We start from the raw sequence: 22,541 nt of genomic DNA, 5'->3' as shown, positions 1-22,541 counted from the left end.
GGCCGGGCCCCGAGGCACGTCCCGGGAGCCGGCCGGAGTCCACGTCCCGCCGCCCCCTCGCGTGTTACCCGTCGGTACGCCATGATGACGGGCACTTGTCCACGCGTTCAGGAGCGGAGCCGACGGTGACGACTTCCGAGGAGCAGAGCGAGGTACGGACCAGGGTGCACGTCTTCCGGGACGACGCCCTGGGCGACCACGACGCGGTCGGTCTGGCCGACGCGATCCGCCGGCGCGAGGTCGGCGCCGCCGAGGCCGCCCGCGACGCCGCCGCCCGCGTCCGCGCCGTGGATGCCCGGCTGCACTCGGTCCAGGTCCACCTCGACGCCCCGGCGTACGGCGGCGACGGCGCGCTGTCGGGCGTGCCGACCTTCGTCAAGGACAACACCGACTACCTGGGCCTGCCCACCGGTCACGGCAGCGCCGCCTTCGCGCCCCGCGCCGCCCGGCGGCACGCCCCCTTCACCCGCCAGTTCCTGAGCACCGGCGTCACGGTGCTCGGCAAGACCCGGCTGCCCGAGTTCGGCTTCAGCCCGAGCACGGAGTACGAGGACGCCGACCCGGTCCGCAATCCGTGGCACACGGACCATTCGGCGGGCGGCTCCTCTGGAGGCAGCGCGGCCCTCGTCGCCGCCGGTGCGGTCCCGATCGCGCACGCCAACGACGGCGGCGGTTCGATCCGTATCCCCGCCGCCTGTTGCGGACTCGTGGGCCTGAAGCCGACCCGCGGCCGGGTGGTGGCGAACGCGCAGGGCCGTCAACTGCCCATCGACCTGGTGACGGACGGCGTCCTGACCCGCTCGGTACGCGACAGCGCGGCGTTCCTGGCGGCGGCCGAACGGCACTGGCGGAACCCGAAGCTGCCGCCCGTCGGCCTGGTCGAGGGCCCCTCCGGCCGCCGCCTGCGCATCGGCCTCCTGGTGGACTCCCCGAACGGCGTCACCTCCGACGCGGACACCCGGCAGGCGGTGACGGAGACGGCCCGACGTCTGAACGGGCTCGGCCACACCGTGGAACCGGTGTCCCTCTCCATCGACCCGCACTTCACCGACGACTTCCTCACCTACTGGGGCCTGCTGTCGTTCCTGATCGGCGTCACCGGCCGCACCCTGGGCACGGACTTCGACCGCCGCCGTATGGACGGGCTGAGCAGGGGCCTGCGCGAGACGTACGTGAGGTCGTGGCGGACGACGCCGACGGTCCTGCGCCGTCTGAAGCGCACCCGCGAGGCATACGCGGCCGGCTTCCGGGGCCTGGACGTGATCCTCTCCCCGGTGCTGGCCCACACCACCCCGCCGCTGGGCCACCTGAGCCCGGCGGTCCCGTACGTCACCCTGATCGAACGCCTCCTGAACTATGTGGCGTTCACCCCGGTGAACAACGTGGTGGGCACTCCTTCCCTCGCCCTCCCGGCCCCCACCACGACGGCCGCCGGCCTTCCCGTCGGCGTGATGCTCTCGGGCCGCCCGGGCGCCGAACGCACGCTGCTGGAGCTGGCGTTCGAGCTGGAGGCGGACCGGCCGTTCCGGCGGCTCCAGGACGTCTGAGGGCCCGGTCTCAGAGCAGGAGCAGCACCGCCGCGCCCCACAGCACCGACAGGGCCGCCAGCGGAGGCCCGACCGGTATGCCCTGCCGCCCCACCGGCGCCTCCTCCCGTGGCCGCAGTTCCGGCAGGAGGAGCAGCGCCCGTAGCTCCTCGGCTACGCGCTCCGCGCCCGGCTCGTGGCCCAGACGGCGCTCCAGCCATGTCCATCCGGCGGGGGAGATGCCGACGGAGGAGTCCTTGGCCCGGCCGATGCGGATGCCGTCGTCGGCGTGCCGTACGGACGTGATCACGTCCCATGGGACCCGTCGCACGCGCCACGCCCCCGTCACCCAGAGCCCGTCCCGGTCGGCGGTGATCCGCCAGGTGAGCGCGGTCGCCACGGCCGTCACCAGCCAGGGCACCCCCACCGCCAGGAGAAGCCAGGTCCACGACGGCCCGTCGGCGAGCGACGCCCAGATCCCGCCGCCCTGCACCAGCAGCAGAAAGAGGCCCACAGCCCGCGAGAAGCCGTGCGCCCGCCACACCCGCGGGCCCGCCGTGGGCGTCATCCCGGCGGCGACCTCGTCGGCGGCCCGCGACGGTCGCTCCCGTCGGCCGCTTTGCGGCCCGCGCCTCCGCCGCCCCGCGACCGCAGGCCTCACCTCGCTGACGCTGCACTCCACCGCCACCTCGTCGTCGTCCTCGTCGTCGCGGGCGACGAACGCGACTTCGGCACCGGCGTAGGGGACGCCGTACAGGACCGCCTCCCGCAGCGGCGGGGTGGGGGCCCCGCCCTGGAAGACCTCCTTGAGCCTGTCGACGACGGCCATGGAGTCGTCGTCCGTCTCGGGGTGGTCCTCGCGCTCGTCGTCGTCCTCGAAGGCGTACAGCGAGTGGAAGTGCAGGACCGGCCGCAGGCCCCCCGGGTCGTCGGCCGCGTACACCCAGGTGCGGCTGTCCTCCGGGTCCTCCCGCACCAGCACACGCAGCACCGGCAGCGGTCCGCGCCGCAGCCTTCCCGAACGCACCCGCCCGGCCACGCCGTTGGCGAGGAACGCCAGCCCCGCGACGGAGCCGCCCAGCACCAGCGTCTCCCAGCCGAAGACGTCGTACGGCTCCGCGACCAGCACCGCCCGGTCGCCGTCCACGAGGATGTCGACCCGGCTGCCCACGGGGAAGTCCTCGGGGTACGCCGTGTCCAGGCGGTGGGTACGCCCGTCGGCCGTCACCGTGAGGACGTCGGCGTCCTCGTCGCCCTGGTCTAGGGCCGTCACCCGTCCGGACAGCTTGGTGGCGTCCGCGGCACGCTCCTCGTACGCGTCCACGACCCGTTGGGCCTGCCAGAAGCCGAACCCGGCGCAGGCCAGCGCCAACGCGGCCAGGATCAAGGAGAGCCGGCCGCGGCGGAACGTCCGCGCGGCGGCGGGCAGCGGCTGTACGGCCGGCCCGGCCGCCTCCACGGCCAGCGACCGCTGCCGTCCGGCGACGGCCAGCCGGTGGACGATCCCCGCGGTGGTGAACGCGACGGCCAGGACGAAGCCGAGGGCGGACGGCCGGCCGAAGGTGCTGAAACCTTCCTCCATGGCAAGCGTCGCCAGCCCGATCGCGAGCCCCGCGACCGCGAGCCTCGGCTGCCGCCACACCCAGTACGGGGTCAGCAGGAGCACGGCGGCCACCATGAGGCCCGGCCAGTCGGTACCGCACGGCGCGGCGGACGTGCAGGCGGCGACGGGGCCAGCCTCCAGTTCCCACACGATGGCGACGACCAACGCCAGGACCGCCCACAGGGGATGAGCCCACTTGGCGGGTACGGCGGCGAGCCAGCGCTGGGCGTCGGGAGTCCGCCAGTCGGCGGTGCCGGGCGGTATCCGCTCGGCAGGCAACGGCACGGGAGGTGTGGTCACCCGCGCATTATGATCACACGCCGCTGACCGGCGGGATCAGCCCTCGACGAGGTAGGGCAGGAACCCGGCCCAGGTGGCGGGAGCGAAGGCGAGCCGGGGGCCGTCGAGGTTCTTCGAGTCGCGGACGTGGACGGTGGCGGGGGCGGTGGCGATCTCGACGCAGGAGTCGCCCTCGCTGCTGCTGCTGTAGCTGCTCTTGAACCAAGCTCCCGCAACTTCGACGCAGGAGTCGATCTCCGGCCCGCTGCTGTAGCTGCTCTTGAACCAGGCCCCTGCCACTTCGACGCACGAGTCGCCCTCATTGCCGTCGCTGTAGCTGCTCTTGAACCACGCGAGGCCCGAAGTGTGGCGGTCGGAGACCTTGCGGATCATGTTTCCCCCAGCAGTTCCTCGATGAATGCCAGCGACTCCCGAGGTGGGAGAGCCTGCGCGCGGATGGTGCCATATCGTAGTTCGGCGATGCGGAGTTGCCGGGTGTCCGAGACCGGGCGGCTGTTGAAGACTCCCTCGCAACGTGCCACTGCTGAGCCGTCCTCGAACTTCAGCAACTCGATCTTCCCGTCCAGGCCGGGATGCGTCTCGCAGTGCGTCGGCATCACCTGAAGCGTCACGCAACGCAGTTTGCCCATATCGAGCAGATGCTCCAACTGCCCGCGCCACACCATTGTGCCTCCAAGCGGCCGCCTCAGCGGGGCCTCCTCCAGGACGAAACTGAGTGTGGGCGCCGGGTCTTTCTGGAAGATGGCCTGGCGATCCATGCGGGCGGCCACCATGCGCTCGATCTCGTCCTGAGAGTAGGCGGGTTGCCGTGACTCGAATGCCGCCCTCGCGTGGTCGGCCGTCTGGAGAAGCCCGCTGATGCTGTGGCAGACGTAGAGGCCGATCTCGACCGCCCGCCCTTCCAACTGTGCGAGATCCCGAACCTTCTTCGGATACCGGACCTTCTTCACGTCCTCCTGCATCGCCGCGATGAGCCCCCCGGCGTTGAGTACCTCGTCCGCCGTGTCCAAGTACTCGGGGCGAGGAATCCGCTTCCCCGTCTCGATCTTGTAGACGAGATCCGCCCCGTACCCGGCCGCCACCGCGAAGTCGTTGACCCGCATTCCCGCCGCTTCCCGGCGCAGCCTCAACTGCCGTCCCACCGTGGCCACGACGGCCAGGGCCCAGTCGTCGTCCGGGTCGACCTCCCACCCCGGCTCGTCCGTCTGGTCCGCTTCGGTCCCGACCCGCACCGCCTCATCGCTCACCGACATGCGTGCCCCTCCGTAGTGCAGCGACGTACTGTTCCGACCTGTTCGCAGGAGCTACTTCGACAGCGTGGACAAGGCCCGTCGACACGTGGACCGTAGCTCTACGTAACAGCTCAATTACCCGTCTCAGTATCTCCGGTCCGCCACGCTCGGTGATGTGAATCAGCAAACTCAGGGAATCGCCGAACACGGGCCGGGACCCGAACCCCACGCCGGCGTACGCAACGTCAGCATGCTGCTGTCGTCGACCCCGCGCGGTGCCCGGCTGGCCCGGCTGCTCGCCGTGGACACGCTCCGGAGCTGGGGGCTTCCGCACGAGAGGGCGAGCCACGTCATCGCCGAACTGGCGGCCAACGCGGCCACCCACGGCCGCCTCCCCGGCCGCAGTTTCCGGCTCACGCTCTACGTGGTCCGGGCCACGCTCCGTATCGAGGTCACGGACACACGCGGTGACGAGATGCCCGTGCCGCAAGTGCCGGACGCGGGGGCGGAGTCGGGCCGGGGCCTGCTGCTCGTGGAGGCGCTGGCCGATCGCTGGGGAGTGACCGAGGGGCGGTTCCCCCGGAAGACGGTCTGGGCCGAACTGGACTTCTCTCCACCGGAACCCGAGTCCTCGCGCTGCGGTGACGGCGGCGACTAAAGACAAAGAACTCCGAGGGAAAGCACCTCCACCAAACCCGTCCCTCCCGCCCGTGGCCGTACTCACTCGGGCGGGTGAACATCGCCGTTCCGGCTGGATTTTCGGACCTCGCAGGCCCGACGCTCAGCGCAAGGAACGACCACACGACTGCGGACATGAGTCGGCCCCCGCCGGGACCTGCAATCCCACTGCGAGGGCCTGACCACCGAGGAAGAAGCACCTTCCAGATGGATACCCAGAACCCTAGCGCGCCCCCGCGCGCACAGGCCCGAAACGCGGGCAGCAACACCCCGCACCGCCCCCACCGCACCACCACCGGCGGGCTGCACCACGACAACTCCCCGCACACCGCCCGCTTCACGGTGATCGGCAACCACCTCGCCCAGCACGGCCGTCTCTCGCTGCTCGCAATCGGGCTCGGTGTGCACCTCCAGTCGCTGCCCAAGGGCGCCCCGGCCGACATCAAGAGCCTGACCGCGCGGTTCCCGGAGGGTGCGACCCGTATCGCCGCCGCCCTGCGCGAACTGGAAGGCCACGGCTATCTGCGCCGCGAGCGCCACCGCACGCCCTCCGGCTGCATCGTCAGCCGTACGGTCTCCTGCAACCAGCCGACGGCGGCCCGCCCCCACCCCGAGCCCCCGGCGGCACCGGAACCACGCGAAGAGCCCGAGCGTGAGCCCGAGAACACCTGCGAGCAACCGCGCGCCCGCAAACCCCTCCCCGCCGTACCGCGCCCGGAGTGCACCGTCCCCGCGGTGTTCAAGGCCGCCGCCGACCTCCTCGCGGGCCTGCACCGCCACAACCCCCAGCTGCTCCTCTCCACCGCCGACGCGGCCCACCTGGCCCCCGGGGTCGCCGCCTGGCTGGAGCGCGACGTGACCCCCGCCGCCGTACGCCGCGCCCTGACCACCGACCTGCCCCCCGACGGCGTACGACGCCCCGCCGCGTTCCTGGCCCACCGTCTGGCCGCCCAGCTCCCGCCCCCGGCCCCGTACGTCCGCGAGCCCGCAGCCCTGCCGTCACCCGCACGCCTCCGGCACTCCGTGCAGGAATGCGACGGCTGCGACCGAGCCTTCCGTGGCCCCGCCCCCGGCCGCTGCCGCGCCTGCCGAACACAGAGCGCGTGATTCACTGACCGCATGGTGGAGGACAGCACATGTCTGGGGCCGTTGGAACTGAGCGGTGGGCGTTGGAGGGTCGGGGACGCCACGCGGCCCGATACCCACTGGGTGGAGTTCCGGCCGGACGGGTTCTTTCAGCACGAGCCGGAGTCCGAGGGGCAGTTGGTCCCGTGGTCCCGGATCATGGACGGCATCCGGATCACCTGGGGCAAGCGCTCCTGGAGCACGAACAGCAGAGGCCTGTACACGGTCAGGGGCATGGTCGCCACCCGCGACGGCGGCTGGCTGCACATGACACTGCGTCACCCGTATGAGGACCACCCACTGCGCTTCGACCAGCACACGCGCCCGTACCGGGCGGTGGACGCGCTGCGGCTGGAGTACCTGCTGCGGCAGCTCACCACCGAGGGGATGCTCCAGCTGCTCGGCGACCCGGACTGGGTGGGCCGTGCCGTGGCGTACCTGGGCGGCGGGAAGAACCGCTGGATCACCACCCGTGCACTGCGGCAGGCGGCTGCGGAGGCCCTGGCGGCAGCAGGCCCCGGCAGCCCCTGACAGGCGCCACCGCTGTGGGCGGACGGCCGGTCTCTCAGCTGTCCGGGCTGCCCGTGGGCCCGGAGCCGGGCGGGGGGCCGTCGGTCGGGGCTCCGCTCGGGGGTTGGCCGCCGCCGGGGCCGCCTCCGGGGGCGTTGCCGGCGGTGGGTTCGGTGGTGGTGTCGATCGGGACCGTCAGTTTCGCCGTGTAGCCCGCCTTCGCCGAGCCGGTCGTGGTGGCGACCTGGTGGACCCCGCCGTCGTCGCCGAAGACGTTGTCGGTCTTGAGGGTCAGCTTCGAGAGGTTCTCGACGGAGGACTCGTATCCGTCGGTGGCGAAGACGGTGTCGCTGACGTCCTTCGGGAGCGCCATCTGGGACGTCGACAGGCGCTTGTCGTAGTCGGTGATCGAGTCGAGGCCGGGGTAGACCTCGAAGTGCACGTGCGGCCAGCGGCCCGGGTAGCAGGCGGGGAAGACGCTGACGAACCTCACCCGGCCGTCGTCGTCGGCGACCTGTACGCCGCGCAGGTAGTTCTCGTTCTCAATGGCGTCGGAGTACAGGGAGTAGTTGCCGTCCCGGTCGCACTGCCAGGCGTAGACGGCCGCGCCGGCGAGCGGCTTGCCGTCGTTGACGATGTCCAGCACCGTGAGTTCGAAGGTGAGGGGGATGCCCGGGGCGGTCGTCGTCGAGTCGCCGAAGCTCGAGCGGATGTCCTGGCGGACGATGCCGTCCTTGTCCAGGACGTTGATCCCGTTGGTGCCGTCCGCTGGGTAGGGGCCGTTGGTCTCGTCGGGGATCTCGGTGAGGCCGGACGACGACGCGGCGGAGGCGGTGCCCTCGCCCGCGGTCGTGCCGCCGGAGCCCGAGCCGCATGCCGCCAGCGCCGCCATGCCGCCGACCCCTCCGAGGAAGGACAGAGCCCGCCGCCGGGACAGGGTGCCCAGGTCGAAGCCGAGTCCCTGGTCCACGACCTCCTCCCCGGGGTTCGGAAGCAGCCGCCCCTGGTAGGCGGGGCCGTCGGGTGTCTGATGGGCTTTCGGCTTGCGCATCGGGTGCCTTCCGTCAGTGGGGTGACTGGTCCGTGGTCCACGCCGGGCCCGGGAGAGGCGGGGCGCCGTCGCCGGTCCGGGGTCAGCTTGACGCCGTAATCCATGACCCGGCTCGGTGTTGCCTGTGAGCCGCCTGAGAAGGGCGGGCCGAGGGGCGGCCGGGCCCGGCATCCACCCCCGTGGACGGTCTTCCGCGTTACCGGGACGAGGACGCGGCCTCATAGGGTGAACCCATGACGGAACTGCCCGACCGACGGATGCTGCTGGTCCACGCACACCCGGACGACGAGTCGATCAACAACGGCGCGACCATGGCCCGGTACGCCGCCGAGGGCGCCCGTGTGACGCTGGTCACCTGCACGCTCGGTGAGCGGGGGGAGGTCATTCCGGCGGAGCTGCGGCATCTGAGCGGCGCCGCTCTCGGCGGGCACCGGCTCGGGGAGCTCAAGGACGCCATGCGGGCGCTCGGGGTCGAGGACTTCCGGCTGCTCGGCGGGGCCGGACGGTACTGCGACTCCGGGATGATGGGGCTGCCCGACAACGACGACCCCGGATGCTTCTGGCAGGCCGACGTCGATCAGGCCGCCGGGGCGCTCGCCGACGTGATCCTCGAGACCCGGCCCCAGGTGCTCGTCACCTACGACGAGAACGGGGGCTACGGGCACCCCGACCACATCCAGGCCCACCGCGTCGCCATGCGAGCCGTCGAGCTCGCCGCCGGGCAGGGGTGGGACATCCCCAAGGTCTACTGGAACCGCGTGCCCCGGTCCGTCGGCGAGGAGGCGTTCGCGCGGCTCGGCGAGGATCTCGCCGGGCTGCCGTTCGAGAAGGCGGGCGTCCTCGACGACGTACCCGGGGTCGTCGACGACGGGCGCGTCACCACCGCGATCGACGGCACCGCCCACGCCGCCGCCAAGGCCGCCGCCATGCGGGCGCACGCCACCCAGATCACCGTGGCGGAGCCGTACTTCGTGCTCTCCAACGACCTCGCCCAGCCGCTCTTCACCACCGAGTACTACGAGCTGGTACGCGGTGAACGTCCCCAGAAGCCGGAGAACGATCTGTTCGCCGGGGTCGGGGAGGCGTCGTGAGCGGCCGGCCGGCCTCCGCGCTCGCCCAGCCGCTGCGGCCGCCGTCCGCCGGACGCGTCGTCGCCTGCCTGGCGTTCTTCCTGCTCGGCGCCGTGGTGGGGGTGGCCGGGGCGCTGGTGCAGCCGGCCTGGTTCCCCGGCGGGCTGCTGCTCGCCCTCGCCGGTGAGGCCGGGCTGGTGCTGGGCGCCACCCGGGTCCTGCGCAGCCGGGCCGGGGGTGCCTGGGCCGCAGGCGGGTGGATGCTCGTCGTCATCCTGCTCACCGCCAGCCGCCCGGAAGGCGACTTCCTGTTCGCCGCGGGAGGCGGCTCCTATCTCTTCCTCCTCGGCGGCATCGCCGTGGCTGTGATCTGTGCCACGCTCGCCTCCGCGAGGCAACCGGACGGCGCTCCCGCCCGACTTGGCAAGTGACGTACCACTTCGCCGTGCGACGGGCGTGCGGGTCCGGTGTGGGTTTCCCCGGCGGTACTGGGATACGGGCCGGATATGGCCAGTAAGGTGGTGCGCGCCGCCGAGCCTCCCTCGAACCCTCGGCTTCGCCCGAGCTGGGAGGACTCCCACCGTGAGGTCGTGACGGGCGGCGGAGCCAACCGGGAGAACCTGCCTTGAGTCGTGAAACTGACACTCCGTCCTCCGGGCCCAACGGGCGCGGCGGAGCCGCCTACCCGTCGGGCACCCCGCCCTACGGGATTCCGGCGATTCCGGACGAGGGTACGGACGCGGGCCGTCCGGCCACGCGGCCGGAGGAACGCAAGACCGAGACCACGCTGACGACGCGGATCCGCATCAACATCCCGGGATCCAGGCCCATTCCGCCGGTCGTCGTGCGCAAGCCCGTCGCGGACGCGGACAAGGGCACGGAGAGCAAGAGAGCCGCGGAGCCCGAGGCTCCGGCGCCGGCCCCGTCTCCCGCCCCGCCCGCCGCCGCGGCCGAGCCCTCCGCTCCGGCCGCCCCGCAGGCGGCCGAGGAGAAGCCGGCCAGCGACTGGTTCGCGCCGCGCAAGTCGGGTGCGGGCAAGGGCGGTCAGCCCGGCGGCCCGGCCAACGGCACGGGCGCGCCCGGCGGTTCGGGTGCCGCCGCGGGCGGTCCCCCGCAACTCCCCGCCGGTCCCGCCGGTGGCGCGCGGCCGGGCGCCGGACGCCCCGGTGGCTCCACGGGAGCGCCCGGCGGTGCCCTCCCCGGCGGTACGAAGGGGCCCACCGGCGCCACCGGTGCGACCGGCGGGCCCGTGGCCCCCGGGCACGGCGGCGGTACGGGCTCCTTCGACGTGACCGAGGCGCTGGCCGGCGGCCCGGCGGGCAACGGCGGCCGTCCGGGCGCCGCGCCCGGCGGTGAGCCGCGCCGCGACGATCTGCCGTACTTCACCGACGAGGCTCCCGGTGGCCGCGAGGGCCGGCCCGGACGAACCCCTCCGCCCGCCATCCCCGGCCGGCCGGGCCCCTCGGGCCCGACCGCCGGCCCGGCGACCGGCTCGAGCCCGGTCGCCCCCGGCGCGGGCAGGGGCCCCGGCGCTCCCGGCCGCCCCGGCGGCCAGGCGGTCCCCGGCATCCCCGGCGGCGGACTGAGCGACGACACGGCCATCCTCACCCCGCAGAAGCTCGCCGAACCGGGCGCCCCGGGGTACGGGCCGCGCCACGACAACGTCTCCGGGCACACCGTCACCAGCGGCATCCCGGTCATCCCGCCGGGCGCGGACTTCACCGCCCCCGGCTCCCCGGCCGACGGCCCGCGGACGCACACGCCCCCCAAGCTGCCCGAGCCCGTGTCCCCGCCCCCGGCGAACTCCTCGAAGCCGGCGAAGAAGAAGGGCCGCAGCAAGCTCGTCCTGCTCTGCGGCTGCGTCGTCTTCCTCGCCGGTGTCGCCTACGGCGCCGGTCTGCTGATGAACCGTTCCGACGTGCCCAAGGGCACCACCGTGCTCGGCGTCGACATCGGCGGCAGCACCCGCGACCAGGCGGTGAACAAGCTCGACGACGCCCTCGGGAAGCGGCTGGGCCAGCCGCTGAAGCTGTCCGTCGACGGCAAGAGCGTGGAGCTGGACCCGGACAAGGCGGGCCTGCAGTTCGACACCGACGCCACCGTCGGCAAGGCCGCCACCAGCGACTACAACCCGGTCAACGTCATCGGCTCCCTCATCGGCAACGAGCGGGTCGTCGAGCCCGAGATGCCCGTCGACGAGGAGAAGCTGCAGGCCGCCCTGGAGGACGCCGCCGGCGGTGCGGGCTCGGTGACCGAGGGCTCGATCACCTTCAAGTCCGGCAAGGCCGTCCCGGTCTACCCCAAGGGCGGCCAGGGCATCGACGTCGCCAACGCGACCGACGTGGTGACGGCGGCGTACCGCACCCAGGTCGAGACCGGCAAGCCCGCCACGGTGAACGTCCCGACGGCCGACCAGCAGCCGAAGGTCACCAAGGCCGAGGTCGACCGGATGATGAAGGAGTTCGCCGAACCGGCGATGTCCGGCATCGTGACCGTGCAGACCGACGCGGCGCACTCCGTCCCGATGAGCCCGGAGAACTCCCTCTGGAAGTTCCTCGGCGTCCAGGCCGTCAACGGCAAACTGGTCGAGAAGCCCGACCTGAAGGCCCTGGAGGAGCTGTACGGCCAGGCCTTCGACGGCGTCCTCATCGTCCGCGGCAACGGCAAGAAGACGGCCGTGACCCCGCAGGACGTCTACGGCGCCCTCCGCCTCGCCCTGGTGAACAAGACCGACCGCCTGGCAGTGATCGACACCAACCCCAGCTGACCGGCACCAACACGCGAAGGGGGCACCCACCACCGGGTGCCCCCTTCGCGCCCAGCAGCACCCGCCGCACCCTGTGCGCCCAGCACACCCGCCGCGCCCTCTGCGGCTGGCAGTGCCCGCCCCGCCGCCCCGCCCTTTGCGCCCAGCACACCCGCCGCGCCCTCCGCGGCTGGCAGTGCCCGCCCCGCCGTCCCGCCCTCTGCGGCTGGCAGTGTCCGCCCCGCCGTCCCGCCCTCTGCGCCCAGCACACCCGCCGCGCTCTCTACGGCTGGCAGTGCCCGCCCCGCCGCCCCGCCCTCTGCGGCTGGCAGTGCCCGCCCCGCCGTCCCGCCCTCTGCGGGCAGCAGTGCCGCTGGGGCGGCACGGGTGGGCGCAGGCGGCGCCTCGTGAGCGCCGAGCGGCGCACCACCCCCCGGCCCACCGCAGCGGACGTTCAGCCCTCCGCCCACAGCGGCGAACCGCTCAGTTCAACATGGCCCGGGCGGCCAGAGCCTCACCCCGCACCCGCTCCCCGGCACCCGCGTCCACCGCCCCCACCACCTCCGCGTACGCCTCCAACTCCCCGGCCCCCGCCAGGAACTCCCCCCGCCGCACCAGCAGAACCGCCCGCTCGTACCGCAACCGCGCGGGATGCGAGGGCAACAGCAGCGACAGATCCAGCGCCCACAACCCCACCCCCGACTCCTCGGGCCGGGCCTCCGCCCACGCCCGCACGTTGTTCAGCACCCGCGACACCACGTCCAGCACCCCCGCCGGCGCCAGCGACGACGCGTCCAACGGCACCCCCGTAGCCCCCGCGACCAGCACAGACGCGTCGGCCCCACTCAGCACCCGCCCCCCGCCGAACGGATCGGCCAGCACCTGCGCCTCCACCTCCCCGACCCCGACCACGAAATGCCCCGGCAGCGCGACGCCGTACACCGGCGCCCCCGCCCGCCGGGCCACCTCCATCCACACCACCGACAGCAGGATCGGCAGCCCCCGCCGACGCCGTACGACCGCGTGCAGCAGCGACGACTCCAGCCGCTGATAGTCATCGGACACGCCACCGAACCCGTACCGCTCACCCAGCAGATCCCGCAGCGCCAGCGCCCACGCGCGCGGCGAACCCGGCCGGTAGGGCAGCTCACCGGCCAGCCGGTCCAGCTCCACCTCGACCGCGTCCATGCCCGCCTCGTCCAGCGAGCCGTCCGCCACCGCCCCGATCAGCAGGCACAGCGTGGTCAGGTCCGGCCGCTCGCAGCGGGCCTCCTCGGCGAACCGCCGACGCAGTTCGGCGGAGCGCTCGGGCGGCGGGGGATGCGGCGCGCGCATACCCGGTTCGTGCCCGCTCACGGCGCCGCCTCACCCGCCGGAGCGGACGATTCCGGAGCGCGGTGGTGGTGATACGCGTGGTGCGCGGCGAACCCCAGGCGCGTGTACAGCGCCCGCGCCCCCGCGTTGTCGTCCTCCACCTGCAGCCACGCCGCCGAAGCACCCTCCTCCAGCGCCCGCCGGGCCAGCGCCGCCATCACGGTGGTCGCCAGCCCCCGCCGCCGCAGCGCCGGATCGACCTCGACCGCCGCGAACCCGGCCCACCGCCCGTCCACGACACACCGCCCGATCGCGGCCGGAGCGCCCGTACCGCCGTCGCCCGGCACGGTGGCGAACCACACCGAGGCCCCGCTCCCCAGCACCCGCAGCGCCACCCCGCTCACGCCCTTGCGCTGGTACCGCGCCAGCCACGCCTCGTCGGCCTCCCGCGACAGCGTCACCCCGGACGGCTCCCCGCCCAGGTCGGCGACGGGCGCCAGCGCGCCCGTCCACAGCTCGGCGGTCACCTCCCGCACCCAGCCCCGCCGCTCCAGCTCCGCACAGAGCGGCTCCTGCGCCCCCTCGGCGCCGGTCGCGGTCTGCACGTAGGCGGGCAGCCCGCGCGCCGTGTACCAGGCGCGTACGGCCGTCAGTGCCTCGTCCAGCGGCACGCCCGGGTCACCGAGCGGCAGGACGGAGTTGGCCCGCCGGGTGAACCCGTCGGCCGCCCGCAGCTCCCAGTCGCCGAGCCGCTCGCTCTCCACGGGCCGCCACGCCCGCGCGGAGACCCGCGCCAGCTCCTCGTACGAGGCCGCCGGACCTCGGCGCCGCGCCGGAGCCGACGGAACCACCTTGCCCGCGACCAGCGCGGACTCCGGAATACGGACACCCTCGCCGTTCTTCCTTGTGATCCGCAGCACACCGTCGTCCCATGATGTGAGAACCCCGACCGTGTCGGTGAACTTCTCACCCGGGCGACCATGTTCGATCAAGCTCCTTACGGAGACCCGTTTTCCCACGTCAGCAGTGGTGATACGGACCTCGAGGCGTCCGGCGGCAGAGATTTCCACAGGTCAGTTCACCCCTCCTGTTCGGATCGTGCCCAAGAACGGAGATACTAGGGGCGGGCATCGACGACGCCGCGCTCCCGCGCGCCAGGCGGCGGAGCCTGAGGAGGCCCGCCAGCGCCCTATCGAGGAGGAACGACAGCGTGACCTACGTCATCGCGCAGCCTTGTGTCGACGTGAAGGACAAGGCGTGCATCGAGGAGTGCCCGGTCGACTGCATCTACGAGGGCCAGCGGTCCTTGTACATCCACCCGGACGAATGCGTCGACTGTGGTGCCTGTGAGCCGGTCTGCCCGGTCGAGGCGATCTTCTACGAGGACGACACTCCGGAGGAGTGGAAGGACTACTACAAGGCGAACGTCGAGTTCTTCGACGAGCTCGGCTCGCCCGGCGGCGCCAGCAAGCTGGGGCTGATCGAGCGGGACCACCCGTTCATCGCCGCGCTGCCGCCGCAGGCGTAGCCGTTCCGCGAGAAGCGGCCCCGCAACGACGTGCCGCCTCGGTCCCGTACGGCCCGATCCTCCCGATCGCCGTACGGGACCGAGGTGTTTGCCGGACCAGAAAGTGAGCCCGTACGTGTCCGCAGTCTCCGACCGGCTGCCCGCCTTCCCCTGGGACAAGCTGGAGCCGTACAAGAAGACGGCCGCCGCGCACCCCGACGGCATCGTCGACCTCTCGGTCGGCACGCCCGTCGACCCGGTGCCCGAGCCGGTTCAGAAGGCCCTGATCGCCGCGGCGGACTCGCCGGGCTATCCCACGGTCTGGGGCACGCCGGAACTGCGCGACGCGCTCACCCGCTGGGTGGAGCGCCGGCTGGGCGCCCGCGGGGCCACGCACCACCACGTCCTGCCGGTCGTCGGCTCCAAGGAACTCGTCGCCTGGCTCCCCACCCAGCTCGGGCTCGGCCCCGGCGACAGGGTCGCCTTCCCGCGCCTCGCCTACCCGACCTACGAGGTCGGCGCGCGCCTCGCCCGCGCGGATCATGTCGCGTACGACGATCCGACCGAGCTGGACCCGGCCGGTCTGAAGCTGCTCTGGCTGAACTCCCCGTCCAACCCGACGGGCCGGGTGCTGTCCAAGGAGGAGCTGACGCGGATCGTCGCGTGGGCGCGTGAGCACGGGGTGCTCGTCTTCTCCGACGAGTGCTACATCGAGCTGGGCTGGGAGGCCGACCCGGTCTCGGTGCTGCACCCCGACGTCAACGGCGGCTCGTACGACGGCATCGTCTCGGTGCACTCGCTGTCCAAGCGGTCCAACCTCGCCGGTTACCGTGCCGCGTTCCTGGCCGGTGACCCGGCGGTGCTCGGTCCGCTGCTGCAGATCCGCAAGCACGGCGGGATGATGACCTCCGCGCCGACGCAGGCGGCGGTGGTGGCGGCCCTCGGCGACGACGAGCACGTCCGCGTCCAGCGGGAGCGCTACGCGGCCCGCCGCACGGCCCTGCGCCAGGCTCTCCTCGCCCACGGCTTCCGCATCGAACACAGCGAGGCCAGCCTCTACCTCTGGGCCACGAGGGACGAGTCCTGCTGGACGACGGTCGCCCACCTGGCCGACCTGGGCATCCTGGCCGCCCCGGGCGACTTCTACGGCCCCGCAGGCGCGAACTTCGTAAGAGTGGCCCTGACAGCCACAGACGCCCGAGTCCAGGCAGCGGTAACCCGCCTCACCCCCTGACCCACCCCCGACACCCCCCACCCGGCTGCGCACCCGGCTGCGCCACCCCGCCCGGCTGTGGGCAGTCGTTCCGCAGGGCGGAACGGGTGGGCACAGCCAGCAACGCCGGGTGACCGGTCAACCCACGGCCACCGCACCCGCGTAGAAACGGCGACGGGGCCTGGGGGAGCACCCCAGACCCCGTCGCCGTACAACACGGGCCTCAGCCCACCGGCAGCCCCTTCACAGGCGCACCCTTCGTGAGGGAACCCGCCGTCTTCTTCACGGTCTTGCCGACCGGCGCCACCTTCGAGGCCGCACCCGTGGACTGGGCGACATCGTCCACGGCGGACCCGTCCAGCGCGGTCACCCCGCCGAGGTTGGGCGCGGCCGGCAGCTCCGGCGCCGCGCTCGCGGTACCGGCCGCACCGACCCCGGCGGCCGCTCCCGCAGCGACGAGCAGCGCGGCACGGGCGATCCGACGGGTCAGGGGGAGGGACATGGTGCTCCTTCGGCGGAGAGGACGCTGACGCAGTGACTACCGCTCGACCACCGAGAAGGTTGCGGCGAGGCAACGCAAAGAGTTGGCAATGCGTCGCATTATCGGCCGCGTACAACCCCTGCGAGTGACACCCCGCACCCCTGCACGATCACCCCCGCACACCCCTACGGCTTCGTCGTGATCGTGACGACCTCCGCGCCACGCCCTGAACCCGAAGCGTTCTTCCCGTCCGTCGGCCGCCACTGACTGTCGGTGTTCCCGGCGGTCCACTCCCGCCCCGCGTACGACACCCGCTTTATGTGCAGCTCGGACGCGTTCGCCACGGCCCAGTGCGCCAACTGCCACCCCCGCGCCCCGCTGCCGGCGCCCTCGACATCGGTGACCGGAACCCGCACGACCCCCGCCGAAGCGTCCACGGAGGCCGAAACAGAAGGCGAAACGGAGGGCGACGGCGACGGCGTACCGCCCACCTCCGCCCCCGCCGGCTCCAGCGCGTCCCGCCCGAAGTCCCGCGCCAGCGCGGCCCGTACCGCGTCGGCCCCCGCCGGCGGCGTCGCCGCGGGCCGCCCCGCACAGGTCAGCGTGGCCGCCGAACGCCCCGTGAGGGCGGCCGCCAGCAGCGCCGCGTCCGGCTCGTGCTTGGCGTACGCCTGAGGGAACCCGCTGCGCTGCACCTTCTGCGCCGCGACGGTGAGCGGCAGCCGGGTGTAGCCGGGCACCTCCTCGAGATGCTCGTAGAACTTCTCCGCCGCGTACGCCGGGTCCATGATCTCCTTCGGCGTGCCCCACCCCTGCGAGGGACGCTGCTGGAACAGGCCCAGCGAGTCACGGTCGCCGTAGTCGATGTTGCGCAGCGCCGACTCCTGCAGAGCGGTCGCCAGCGCGATCGTCACGGCCCGCTCGGGCAGTTCGCGCGCGGTGCCCACCGCGGTGATCGTCGCCGCGTTCACCGCCTGCTCGGGTGTGAACTCGTACGTGGCGCCGTCCCCCTTCCCGGAGACGACCTTGCAGTCCGGCCCGCCGGTACCCCCGGTGACGTACTGCACCACCAGGTATCCGGCGACCGCGGACAATACGACGAAGGCCGCCCCGCAACGGAGAAGGCGGCCGCGACGTTTGCGCTGAGGAGTGAGGGACGGCTCTGGCACGCCTACAAGGTACTGGAGAGTACGGTTCCTTGTGTGCCGGGTGTGAACAGTGGCCCGCGAACCGGCGCGCTAGGGTCGACGCCATGGCCGACACCCCGCTTGACCTCACGCTGGACGCCGCGCGCCTGACCGCGCGGCTCGTCGACTTTCCCTCCGTCAGCGGCACCGAGAAGCCGCTCGCGGACGCGATCGAGGGCGCGCTGCGCACCCTGCCGCACCTCACGGTCGACCGGTTCGGCAACAACGTCGTCGCCCGTACGGAGCTGGGGCGGGACGAGCGGGTGATCCTGGCCGGCCACATCGACACCGTGCCGATCGCGGACAACGTGCCCTCCCGGCTCGACGCCGACGGGGTGCTCTGGGGCTGCGGCACCTGCGACATGAAGTCCGGGGTCGCCGTCCAGCTGCGCATCGCGGCCACGGTCCCGGCCCCCAACCGCGACCTGACCTTCGTCTTCTACGACAACGAGGAGGTCGCCGCCGACCTCAACGGGCTGAAGCACGTCGTCGAGGCGCACCCCGAGTGGCTGGAGGGCGACTTCGCGGTGCTGCTGGAACCCTCCGACGGCCAGGTGGAGGGCGGCTGCCAGGGCACCCTGCGGGTGCTGCTGAAGACGGCCGGCGAGCGCGCCCACTCCGCGCGCGGCTGGATGGGCGCCAACGCGATCCACGCCGCCGCCCCGATCCTCGCCCGCCTCGCCGCCTACGAGCCGCGCTACCCGGTGATCGACGGCCTGGAGTACCGCGAGGGCCTGAACGCGGTCGGCATCACCGGGGGAGTGGCCGGCAACGTCATCCCCGACGAGTGCGTCGTCACCGTCAACTTCCGCTACGCGCCGGACCGCAGCGAGGAGGAGGCCCTGGCCCATGTGCACGAGGTGTTCGCGGACTGCGGGGTGACGGAGTTCGTCGTCGACGACCACAGCGGCGCGGCGCTGCCCGGCCTGTCCCACCCGGCCGCGGCGGCCTTCATTGAGGCGGTCGGCGGCACCCCGCAGCCCAAGTACGGCTGGACGGACGTCTCCCGCTTCTCGTCACTCGGCGTCCCCGCGGTCAACTACGGCCCCGGCAACCCGCACTTGGCGCACAAGCGGGACGAACGCGTGGACACGGCGAAGATCCTCGCGGGGGAGGAGCGGCTGCGCTCCTGGCTGACGGCGTGACGCGCGCCGGGTTTGGGCCGCTGTGTGCCGGACATGCTGAGGTCCCTCGTACGTAACCCGAGTGGATCTACGCTGAGGTGGAACGACTGGCACGACGGAGGGAGCGCACATGGCGACCGGTAACCCCGTGGGGAAGAAGCAGCCGCCGGACGAACAGCGGCTCGGGCCGGTCCTCCGCCGGCGGGGCCAGGTGCAGGCGAGCACCACCGACCAGCGGCTGCTGGACGAGCGCGCGCCCACGGACTGGGTCCACACGGACCCGTGGCGGGTGCTGCGCATCCAGTCGGAGTTCATCGAGGGCTTCGGCACGCTCGCCGAACTCCCGCCGGCGATCAGCGTCTTCGGCTCGGCGCGTACGCCGGTGGACTCCCCGGAGTACGCGGCGGGTGTCGAGCTCGGCCGGGGCCTGGTCGAGGCGGGCTTCGCGGTGATCACCGGCGGCGGCCCCGGCGCGATGGAGGCGGCCAACAAGGGCGCGCTGGAGGCGGAGGGCCTCTCGGTCGGCCTGGGCATCGAGCTGCCGTTCGAGCAGGGGCTGAACCGCTATGTCGACATCGGCCTGAACTTCCGGTACTTCTTCGTCCGCAAGATGATGTTCGTGAAGTACGCGCAGGGCTTCGTGGTCCTGCCCGGCGGCCTGGGCACCCTGGACGAACTCTTCGAGGCCCTGACCCTGGTCCAGACGCAGAAGGTCACCCAGTTCCCCATCGTCCTGTTCGGCACGGAGTACTGGGGCGGCCTGGTCGACTGGCTCCGCCACACGGTCATCGCCCAGGGCAAGGCGGCCGAGAAGGACCTCCTCCTGTTCCACGTCACGGACGACGTGGACGAGGCAGTGGCCCTGGTCTCGAAGGAGGCGGGCCGCTAGAGGGGCTGTGGAAGGGCGCTCGCAGGGCGCCTTTTCGACTCCCCAGCCGGGCGGCGGGCGGGCCAGGGCCGAGGGCCGGGGGCGGGAGCCCCCGGAAGGGGCGGCGGGAACCCCCTACGCCAGCCCTCTGCGCCCCACAGCCGGCCCCCGCTCCCCGGCGATCGCGGACACCATGTCCAGCACCTGCCGAGTCTCGGCGACCTCATGCACCCGGTACACCCGCGCCCCCAGCCACGCGGACACGGCGGTCGTGGCCAGCGTCCCCACCACCCGCTCCTTGACCGGCCGGTCCAGGCTCTCCCCCACGAAGTCCTTGTTGGACAAGGACACCAACACCGGCCACCCCGTGGAGACCATCTCCCCCAACCGCCGGGTCGCCTCCAGACTGTGCCGCGTGTTCTTCCCGAAGTCGTGCCCCGGATCGATCATCACCGACTCCCGCGGCACCCCCAGCGACACCGCCCGCTCCGCCAGCCCCACGGTCACCCGGAGAATGTCCGCCATGACGTCGTCGTACGACACCCGGTGCGGCCGGGTCCGCGGCCGCGCCCCGCCCGCGTGGGTGCACACCAGCCCCGCGCCGTACCGCGCGGCGACCTCAGCGAGCCGTGGGTCGACCCCGCCCCACGCGTCGTTCAGGACGTCCGCGCCCGCCTCGCACACCGCCTCGCCGACATCGTGCCGCCAGGTGTCCACGCTGATCACGACGTCCGGGAAGCGCCGCCGCACCTCGGCGACGAAACCGACGGTCCGCCGCGCCTCCTCCTCGGCGGTGACCTCCTCGCCGGGGCCGGCCTTCACGCCGCCGATGTCGATGATCGCGGCGCCGTCCGCCACCGCCTGTTCCACACGCATGAGCGCGGGCTCGTCGCGGAACGTGGCGCCCTGGTCGTAGAAGGAGTCAGGGGTCCGGTTCACGATCGCCATGATCACCCGCTCCTGCGGCCCGAATTCCCGCTTGCCCAGCCTGAGCATCCCCTGTGACCTCTTCCTCGTACGATCCCGTCCTGAGCCACCCGTGACACGTCCGGCGGCCTCGCCTGTCAGACTCGCATGGCACGATCGGAGCCACACATCCGACTCCGACCGATCCGACACCGACTCATCCGACCGTGGGGGCCCCGGCGATGGTTATGTTCCTGTTCCTGGTCGTCGCGCTCGCCGTCGTGGTCACCGCGGTGACGCTCGCCGTGGTGAGCGGCGGCGAGAACGGCCCGCTGCCCGATGCCGCGCCCGAGCGGCTCTGGGACGCCCTGCCGCCGGACCGGCCGGTCAGCCGGGCGGACGTGGACGGACTGCGCTTCCCGCTCGCCGCCCGCGGCTACCGCATGGCCGAGGTGGACGACGCGCTCGGCAGGCTGGGCGCGGAGCTGTCCGAGCGCGACGCCCGGATCGCCGACCTGGAGTCCGCGCTGGCCGGGGTGCGTGCCGCCGCGGCGCACCTCTCCATGGACAAGCCGGCCACGCACCCGGAGGACGGGCACCTGTGAGCAAGGAAGCGGCGGCCGGACCGGACGGCGTCCCGCGCTGCCCGTGGGCGCTGTCCACCCCGGACTATGTGACGTACCACGACGAGGAGTGGGGCCGCCCGGTCCACGGCGACGACGCGCTCTTCGAGCGCCTCAGCCTGGAGGCGTTCCAGTCCGGGCTGTCCTGGATCACCATCCTGCGGCGGCGCCCCGGCTTCCGTGCCGCCTTCGCCGGCTTCAAGATCGCCGAGGTTGCGAAGTTCACCGACACCGACCGCGAGCGCCTGCTGGCCGACACGGGCATCATCCGCAACCGCGCCAAGATCGACGCGACGCTCGCCAACGCCCGCGAGCTGGCCACGTGGGCGCCCGGCGACCTGGACACCCTGATCTGGTCCCACGCCCCGGACCCGGACGGCCGCCCGGTCCCGAAAACCATCGCCGACGTCCCGGCGGTGACCCCGGAGTCGACAACTCTGTCGAAGACCCTGAAGAAGCAGGGCCTGCGTTTCGTGGGCCCGACAACGGCGTACGCCCTGATGCAGGCCTGTGGCCTGGTCAACGACCACTTGGAAACCTGCGGGGCGAGAAATGTTCCGTCAGGAGTGCGGGGCCCTGTCCGCTAGCGGCTCCTCCGCGGGGCGCGACGAACCACCACGCACCCGCACCTCCGAGCTCACCGGAATCTCACCGGCCCACATACCGAGGCGTCGCCTTGTTCACGAACGCCTCGACCGCGATCACATGGTCCTCGGAGGACCCCGCGCGGGTCTGCAGCTCGTCCTCCTTCTCCAGCGCCTCCTCCAGCGAGCGGCTCAGCCCGTACGCGACGGACTCCTTCAACGCCGCGTACGCCACCGTCGGCCCCTGGGCCAGGGCCCGCGCCACCTTCTCCGCCTCCGCCCGCAGCTCCGCCGCCGGAACCACCCGGTTCGCGATCCCCAGCTCGTACGCCTCCCGCGCCGGGACGTTGCGCGGGAACAGCAGCAGATCCATGGCCCGCCCGGAGCCGATCACGCGCGGCAGCGTCCAGGAGATCCCGGAGTCCGCGGTCAGCGCCACCCCGGCGAACGAGGTGTTGAACGCGGCCGTCTCCGCGACGATCCGGTAGTCCGCGGCCAGCGCGAACCCGAAGCCGGCGCCCGCCGCGACCCCGTTCACCGCCGCGACCACCGGCTTGGCGGCCCCGGCGATCGCCCTCACGATCGGGTTGTAGTGCTCGCGCACCGTGCTCATCGTCTGCCCCGAACCGCTCTCCCGGTCGGCGGCCAGCAGCCCGATGTGCTCCTTGAGGTCCTGCCCGACACAGAACGCCCGGTCCCCGGCCGCGGTCAGCAGCACGGCCCGTACGGCGTCGTCGTCCGCGGCGGACCGGAGCGCGTCCCGGAGGGCGGCCTTCGCCGCGACGTTCAGCGCGTTCATCGCCTCCGGGCGGTTCAGCGTGATCGTCGCGAGTCCGTCGCTCACCTCGTAGAGCACGGTGTCGGCCATGGCGTATCCCTCCGTACGGCGGCTC

General features: G+C 72.8%; 23 protein-coding genes. 13 read left to right on the top strand and 10 right to left on the bottom strand.

Annotation, left to right across the window (positions count from 1 at the left end; genetic code table 11):
* Positions 1–125: 125 nt before the first annotated feature.
* The gene (locus tag IF28_RS0116470; protein WP_030220196.1) at positions 126–1,547 is read left to right on the top strand and encodes an amidase; all 1,422 of its coding nucleotides are present in this window, start codon (positions 126–128) and stop codon (positions 1,545–1,547) included.
* Positions 1,548–1,557: 10 nt separating this feature from the next.
* Here IF28_RS0116470 and IF28_RS0116465 read toward each other — a convergent pair whose 3' ends face one another.
* Genes IF28_RS0116465 through IF28_RS0116455 form a run of 3 tightly spaced genes read right to left on the bottom strand, consistent with a single transcriptional unit; the run spans position 1,558 to position 4,682 of the window.
* Positions 1,558–3,429: a hypothetical protein gene (locus IF28_RS0116465; protein ID WP_234325215.1), complete on the bottom strand. Its 1,872-nt coding sequence runs from the start codon at positions 3,427–3,429 to the stop codon at positions 1,558–1,560.
* Between the two features lie 36 nt (positions 3,430–3,465).
* Complete coding sequence (locus IF28_RS0116460; protein WP_030220192.1) at positions 3,466–3,801, bottom strand: DUF397 domain-containing protein; 336 nt, start codon at positions 3,799–3,801, stop codon at positions 3,466–3,468.
* Positions 3,798–4,682 (bottom strand): helix-turn-helix domain-containing protein, encoded by an 885-nt coding sequence (locus tag IF28_RS0116455; RefSeq protein WP_030220189.1) that lies wholly within the window; start codon positions 4,680–4,682, stop codon positions 3,798–3,800. Before IF28_RS0116455 ends, IF28_RS0116460 begins: the two co-directional genes overlap by 4 nt.
* Positions 4,683–4,836: 154 nt before the next feature.
* On the opposite strand from IF28_RS0116455, the gene IF28_RS0116450 reads away from it, so the two are divergent.
* The 3 genes from IF28_RS0116450 (at position 4,837) to IF28_RS0116440 (ending at position 6,995) form a co-directional block, all read left to right on the top strand.
* Entirely contained in the window at positions 4,837–5,319 is a 483-nt protein-coding gene (locus tag IF28_RS0116450; RefSeq protein WP_030220186.1) for an ATP-binding protein, read from the top strand.
* A 227-nt stretch (positions 5,320–5,546) separates the two neighbouring features.
* Entirely contained in the window at positions 5,547–6,446 is a 900-nt protein-coding gene (locus IF28_RS0116445; RefSeq protein WP_030220183.1) for a hypothetical protein, read from the top strand.
* 12 nt (positions 6,447–6,458) lie between these two features.
* Positions 6,459–6,995 carry a hypothetical protein gene (locus IF28_RS0116440; RefSeq protein WP_030220180.1) on the top strand — a complete coding sequence of 179 codons (537 nt, stop codon included), beginning with the start codon at positions 6,459–6,461 and terminating at the stop codon, positions 6,993–6,995.
* A 34-nt stretch (positions 6,996–7,029) separates the two neighbouring features.
* Here the strand turns inward: IF28_RS0116440 and IF28_RS0116435 are convergent, their stop codons facing one another.
* Entirely contained in the window at positions 7,030–8,025 is a 996-nt protein-coding gene (locus IF28_RS0116435) for an intradiol ring-cleavage dioxygenase (protein WP_030220177.1), read from the bottom strand.
* Positions 8,026–8,258: 233 nt separating this feature from the next.
* On the opposite strand from IF28_RS0116435, the gene mshB reads away from it, so the two are divergent.
* From mshB to IF28_RS0116420, 3 genes are all read left to right on the top strand, one after another.
* Positions 8,259–9,116, top strand: a complete 858-nt coding sequence (gene mshB, locus IF28_RS0116430; RefSeq protein WP_030220174.1) for an N-acetyl-1-D-myo-inositol-2-amino-2-deoxy-alpha-D-glucopyranoside deacetylase — start codon at positions 8,259–8,261, stop codon at positions 9,114–9,116.
* Positions 9,113–9,526 carry a DUF6113 family protein gene (locus tag IF28_RS0116425; RefSeq protein ID WP_030220170.1) on the top strand — a complete coding sequence of 138 codons (414 nt, stop codon included), beginning with the start codon at positions 9,113–9,115 and terminating at the stop codon, positions 9,524–9,526. The genes mshB and IF28_RS0116425 overlap by 4 nt, the downstream gene beginning before the upstream one ends.
* 194 nt (positions 9,527–9,720) lie before the next feature.
* Entirely contained in the window at positions 9,721–11,862 is a 2,142-nt protein-coding gene (locus IF28_RS0116420; RefSeq protein WP_030220166.1) for a hypothetical protein, read from the top strand.
* Between the two features lie 462 nt (positions 11,863–12,324).
* On the opposite strand, the gene IF28_RS0116415 is transcribed toward IF28_RS0116420, so the two are convergent.
* Positions 12,325–13,176: a transglutaminase-like domain-containing protein gene (locus IF28_RS0116415; RefSeq protein WP_030220164.1), complete on the bottom strand. Its 852-nt coding sequence runs from the start codon at positions 13,174–13,176 to the stop codon at positions 12,325–12,327.
* A 17-nt stretch (positions 13,177–13,193) separates the two neighbouring features.
* Positions 13,194–14,225 (bottom strand): GNAT family N-acetyltransferase, encoded by a 1,032-nt coding sequence (locus IF28_RS0116410; protein WP_030220161.1) that lies wholly within the window; start codon positions 14,223–14,225, stop codon positions 13,194–13,196.
* Between the two features lie 140 nt (positions 14,226–14,365).
* Here IF28_RS0116410 and fdxA point away from each other — a divergent pair, with 140 nt between their 5' ends.
* Positions 14,366–14,683 (top strand): ferredoxin, encoded by a 318-nt coding sequence (gene fdxA / locus IF28_RS0116405; RefSeq protein ID WP_004926152.1) that lies wholly within the window; start codon positions 14,366–14,368, stop codon positions 14,681–14,683.
* Between the two features lie 115 nt (positions 14,684–14,798).
* Positions 14,799–15,896 carry a bifunctional succinyldiaminopimelate transaminase/glutamate-prephenate aminotransferase gene (locus IF28_RS0116400; RefSeq protein ID WP_030220157.1) on the top strand — a complete coding sequence of 366 codons (1,098 nt, stop codon included), beginning with the start codon at positions 14,799–14,801 and terminating at the stop codon, positions 15,894–15,896.
* 202 nt (positions 15,897–16,098) lie between these two features.
* Here IF28_RS0116400 and IF28_RS0116395 read toward each other — a convergent pair whose 3' ends face one another.
* Together IF28_RS0116395 and IF28_RS0116390 are read right to left on the bottom strand one after the other, a co-directional pair.
* Positions 16,099–16,377, bottom strand: coding sequence for a hypothetical protein (locus IF28_RS0116395; protein ID WP_030220154.1), 279 nt, complete (start codon positions 16,375–16,377; stop codon positions 16,099–16,101).
* A 164-nt stretch (positions 16,378–16,541) separates the two neighbouring features.
* Complete coding sequence (locus tag IF28_RS0116390) at positions 16,542–17,525, bottom strand: hypothetical protein (protein WP_030220150.1); 984 nt, start codon at positions 17,523–17,525, stop codon at positions 16,542–16,544.
* 83 nt (positions 17,526–17,608) lie between these two features.
* Between IF28_RS0116390 and dapE the strand changes: the two genes are divergently transcribed.
* Both dapE and IF28_RS0116380 read left to right on the top strand, forming a co-directional pair.
* Positions 17,609–18,688, top strand: a complete 1,080-nt coding sequence (gene dapE, locus IF28_RS0116385; RefSeq protein WP_030220147.1) for a succinyl-diaminopimelate desuccinylase — start codon at positions 17,609–17,611, stop codon at positions 18,686–18,688.
* A 109-nt stretch (positions 18,689–18,797) separates the two neighbouring features.
* Positions 18,798–19,556 (top strand): TIGR00730 family Rossman fold protein, encoded by a 759-nt coding sequence (locus IF28_RS0116380; RefSeq protein WP_030220144.1) that lies wholly within the window; start codon positions 18,798–18,800, stop codon positions 19,554–19,556.
* Between the two features lie 114 nt (positions 19,557–19,670).
* On the opposite strand, the gene folP is transcribed toward IF28_RS0116380, so the two are convergent.
* Positions 19,671–20,531 (bottom strand): dihydropteroate synthase, encoded by an 861-nt coding sequence (folP, locus tag IF28_RS0116375; RefSeq protein ID WP_030220141.1) that lies wholly within the window; start codon positions 20,529–20,531, stop codon positions 19,671–19,673.
* A 158-nt stretch (positions 20,532–20,689) separates the two neighbouring features.
* On the opposite strand from folP, the gene IF28_RS0116370 reads away from it, so the two are divergent.
* On the top strand, positions 20,690–21,046 hold the full coding sequence (locus IF28_RS0116370) for a DivIVA domain-containing protein (protein ID WP_030220137.1): 357 nt from the start codon (positions 20,690–20,692) through the stop codon (positions 21,044–21,046).
* Complete coding sequence (locus tag IF28_RS0116365; protein WP_030220135.1) at positions 21,043–21,651, top strand: DNA-3-methyladenine glycosylase I; 609 nt, start codon at positions 21,043–21,045, stop codon at positions 21,649–21,651. Before IF28_RS0116370 ends, IF28_RS0116365 begins: the two co-directional genes overlap by 4 nt.
* A 61-nt stretch (positions 21,652–21,712) precedes the next feature.
* On the opposite strand, the gene IF28_RS0116360 is transcribed toward IF28_RS0116365, so the two are convergent.
* Positions 21,713–22,516: an enoyl-CoA hydratase/isomerase family protein gene (locus IF28_RS0116360; protein ID WP_030220132.1), complete on the bottom strand. Its 804-nt coding sequence runs from the start codon at positions 22,514–22,516 to the stop codon at positions 21,713–21,715.
* Positions 22,517–22,541: the final 25 nt, after the last annotated feature.

Source organism: Streptomyces sp. NRRL WC-3626 (genome assembly GCF_000718785.1).
GTDB lineage: Bacteria > Actinomycetota > Actinomycetes > Streptomycetales > Streptomycetaceae > Streptomyces > Streptomyces edwardsiae.
This window is presented reverse-complemented; position numbering and strand designations above follow the sequence as displayed.

Bases quoted from the DNA above. Each gene is read 5' to 3' on its own strand.
- IF28_RS0116460 (WP_030220192.1), bottom strand. From the start codon at position 3,801: ATGATCCGCAAGGTCTCCGACCGCCACACTTCGGGCCTCGCGTGGTTC.
- IF28_RS0116455 (WP_030220189.1), bottom strand. From the start codon at position 4,682: ATGTCGGTGAGCGATGAGGCGGTGCGGGTCGGGACCGAAGCGGACCAG.
- IF28_RS0116445 (WP_030220183.1), top strand. From the start codon at position 5,547: ATGGATACCCAGAACCCTAGCGCGCCCCCGCGCGCACAGGCCCGAAAC.
- IF28_RS0116440 (WP_030220180.1), top strand. From the start codon at position 6,459: ATGGTGGAGGACAGCACATGTCTGGGGCCGTTGGAACTGAGCGGTGGG.
- IF28_RS0116435 (WP_030220177.1), bottom strand. From the start codon at position 8,025: ATGCGCAAGCCGAAAGCCCATCAGACACCCGACGGCCCCGCCTACCAG.
- mshB (WP_030220174.1), top strand. From the start codon at position 8,259: ATGACGGAACTGCCCGACCGACGGATGCTGCTGGTCCACGCACACCCG.
- IF28_RS0116415 (WP_030220164.1), bottom strand. From the start codon at position 13,176: ATGCGCGCGCCGCATCCCCCGCCGCCCGAGCGCTCCGCCGAACTGCGT.
- IF28_RS0116395 (WP_030220154.1), bottom strand. From the start codon at position 16,377: ATGTCCCTCCCCCTGACCCGTCGGATCGCCCGTGCCGCGCTGCTCGTC.
- dapE (WP_030220147.1), top strand. From the start codon at position 17,609: ATGGCCGACACCCCGCTTGACCTCACGCTGGACGCCGCGCGCCTGACC.
- IF28_RS0116380 (WP_030220144.1), top strand. From the start codon at position 18,798: ATGGCGACCGGTAACCCCGTGGGGAAGAAGCAGCCGCCGGACGAACAG.
- folP (WP_030220141.1), bottom strand. From the start codon at position 20,531: ATGCTCAGGCTGGGCAAGCGGGAATTCGGGCCGCAGGAGCGGGTGATC.
- IF28_RS0116370 (WP_030220137.1), top strand. From the start codon at position 20,690: ATGTTCCTGTTCCTGGTCGTCGCGCTCGCCGTCGTGGTCACCGCGGTG.
- IF28_RS0116360 (WP_030220132.1), bottom strand. From the start codon at position 22,516: ATGGCCGACACCGTGCTCTACGAGGTGAGCGACGGACTCGCGACGATC.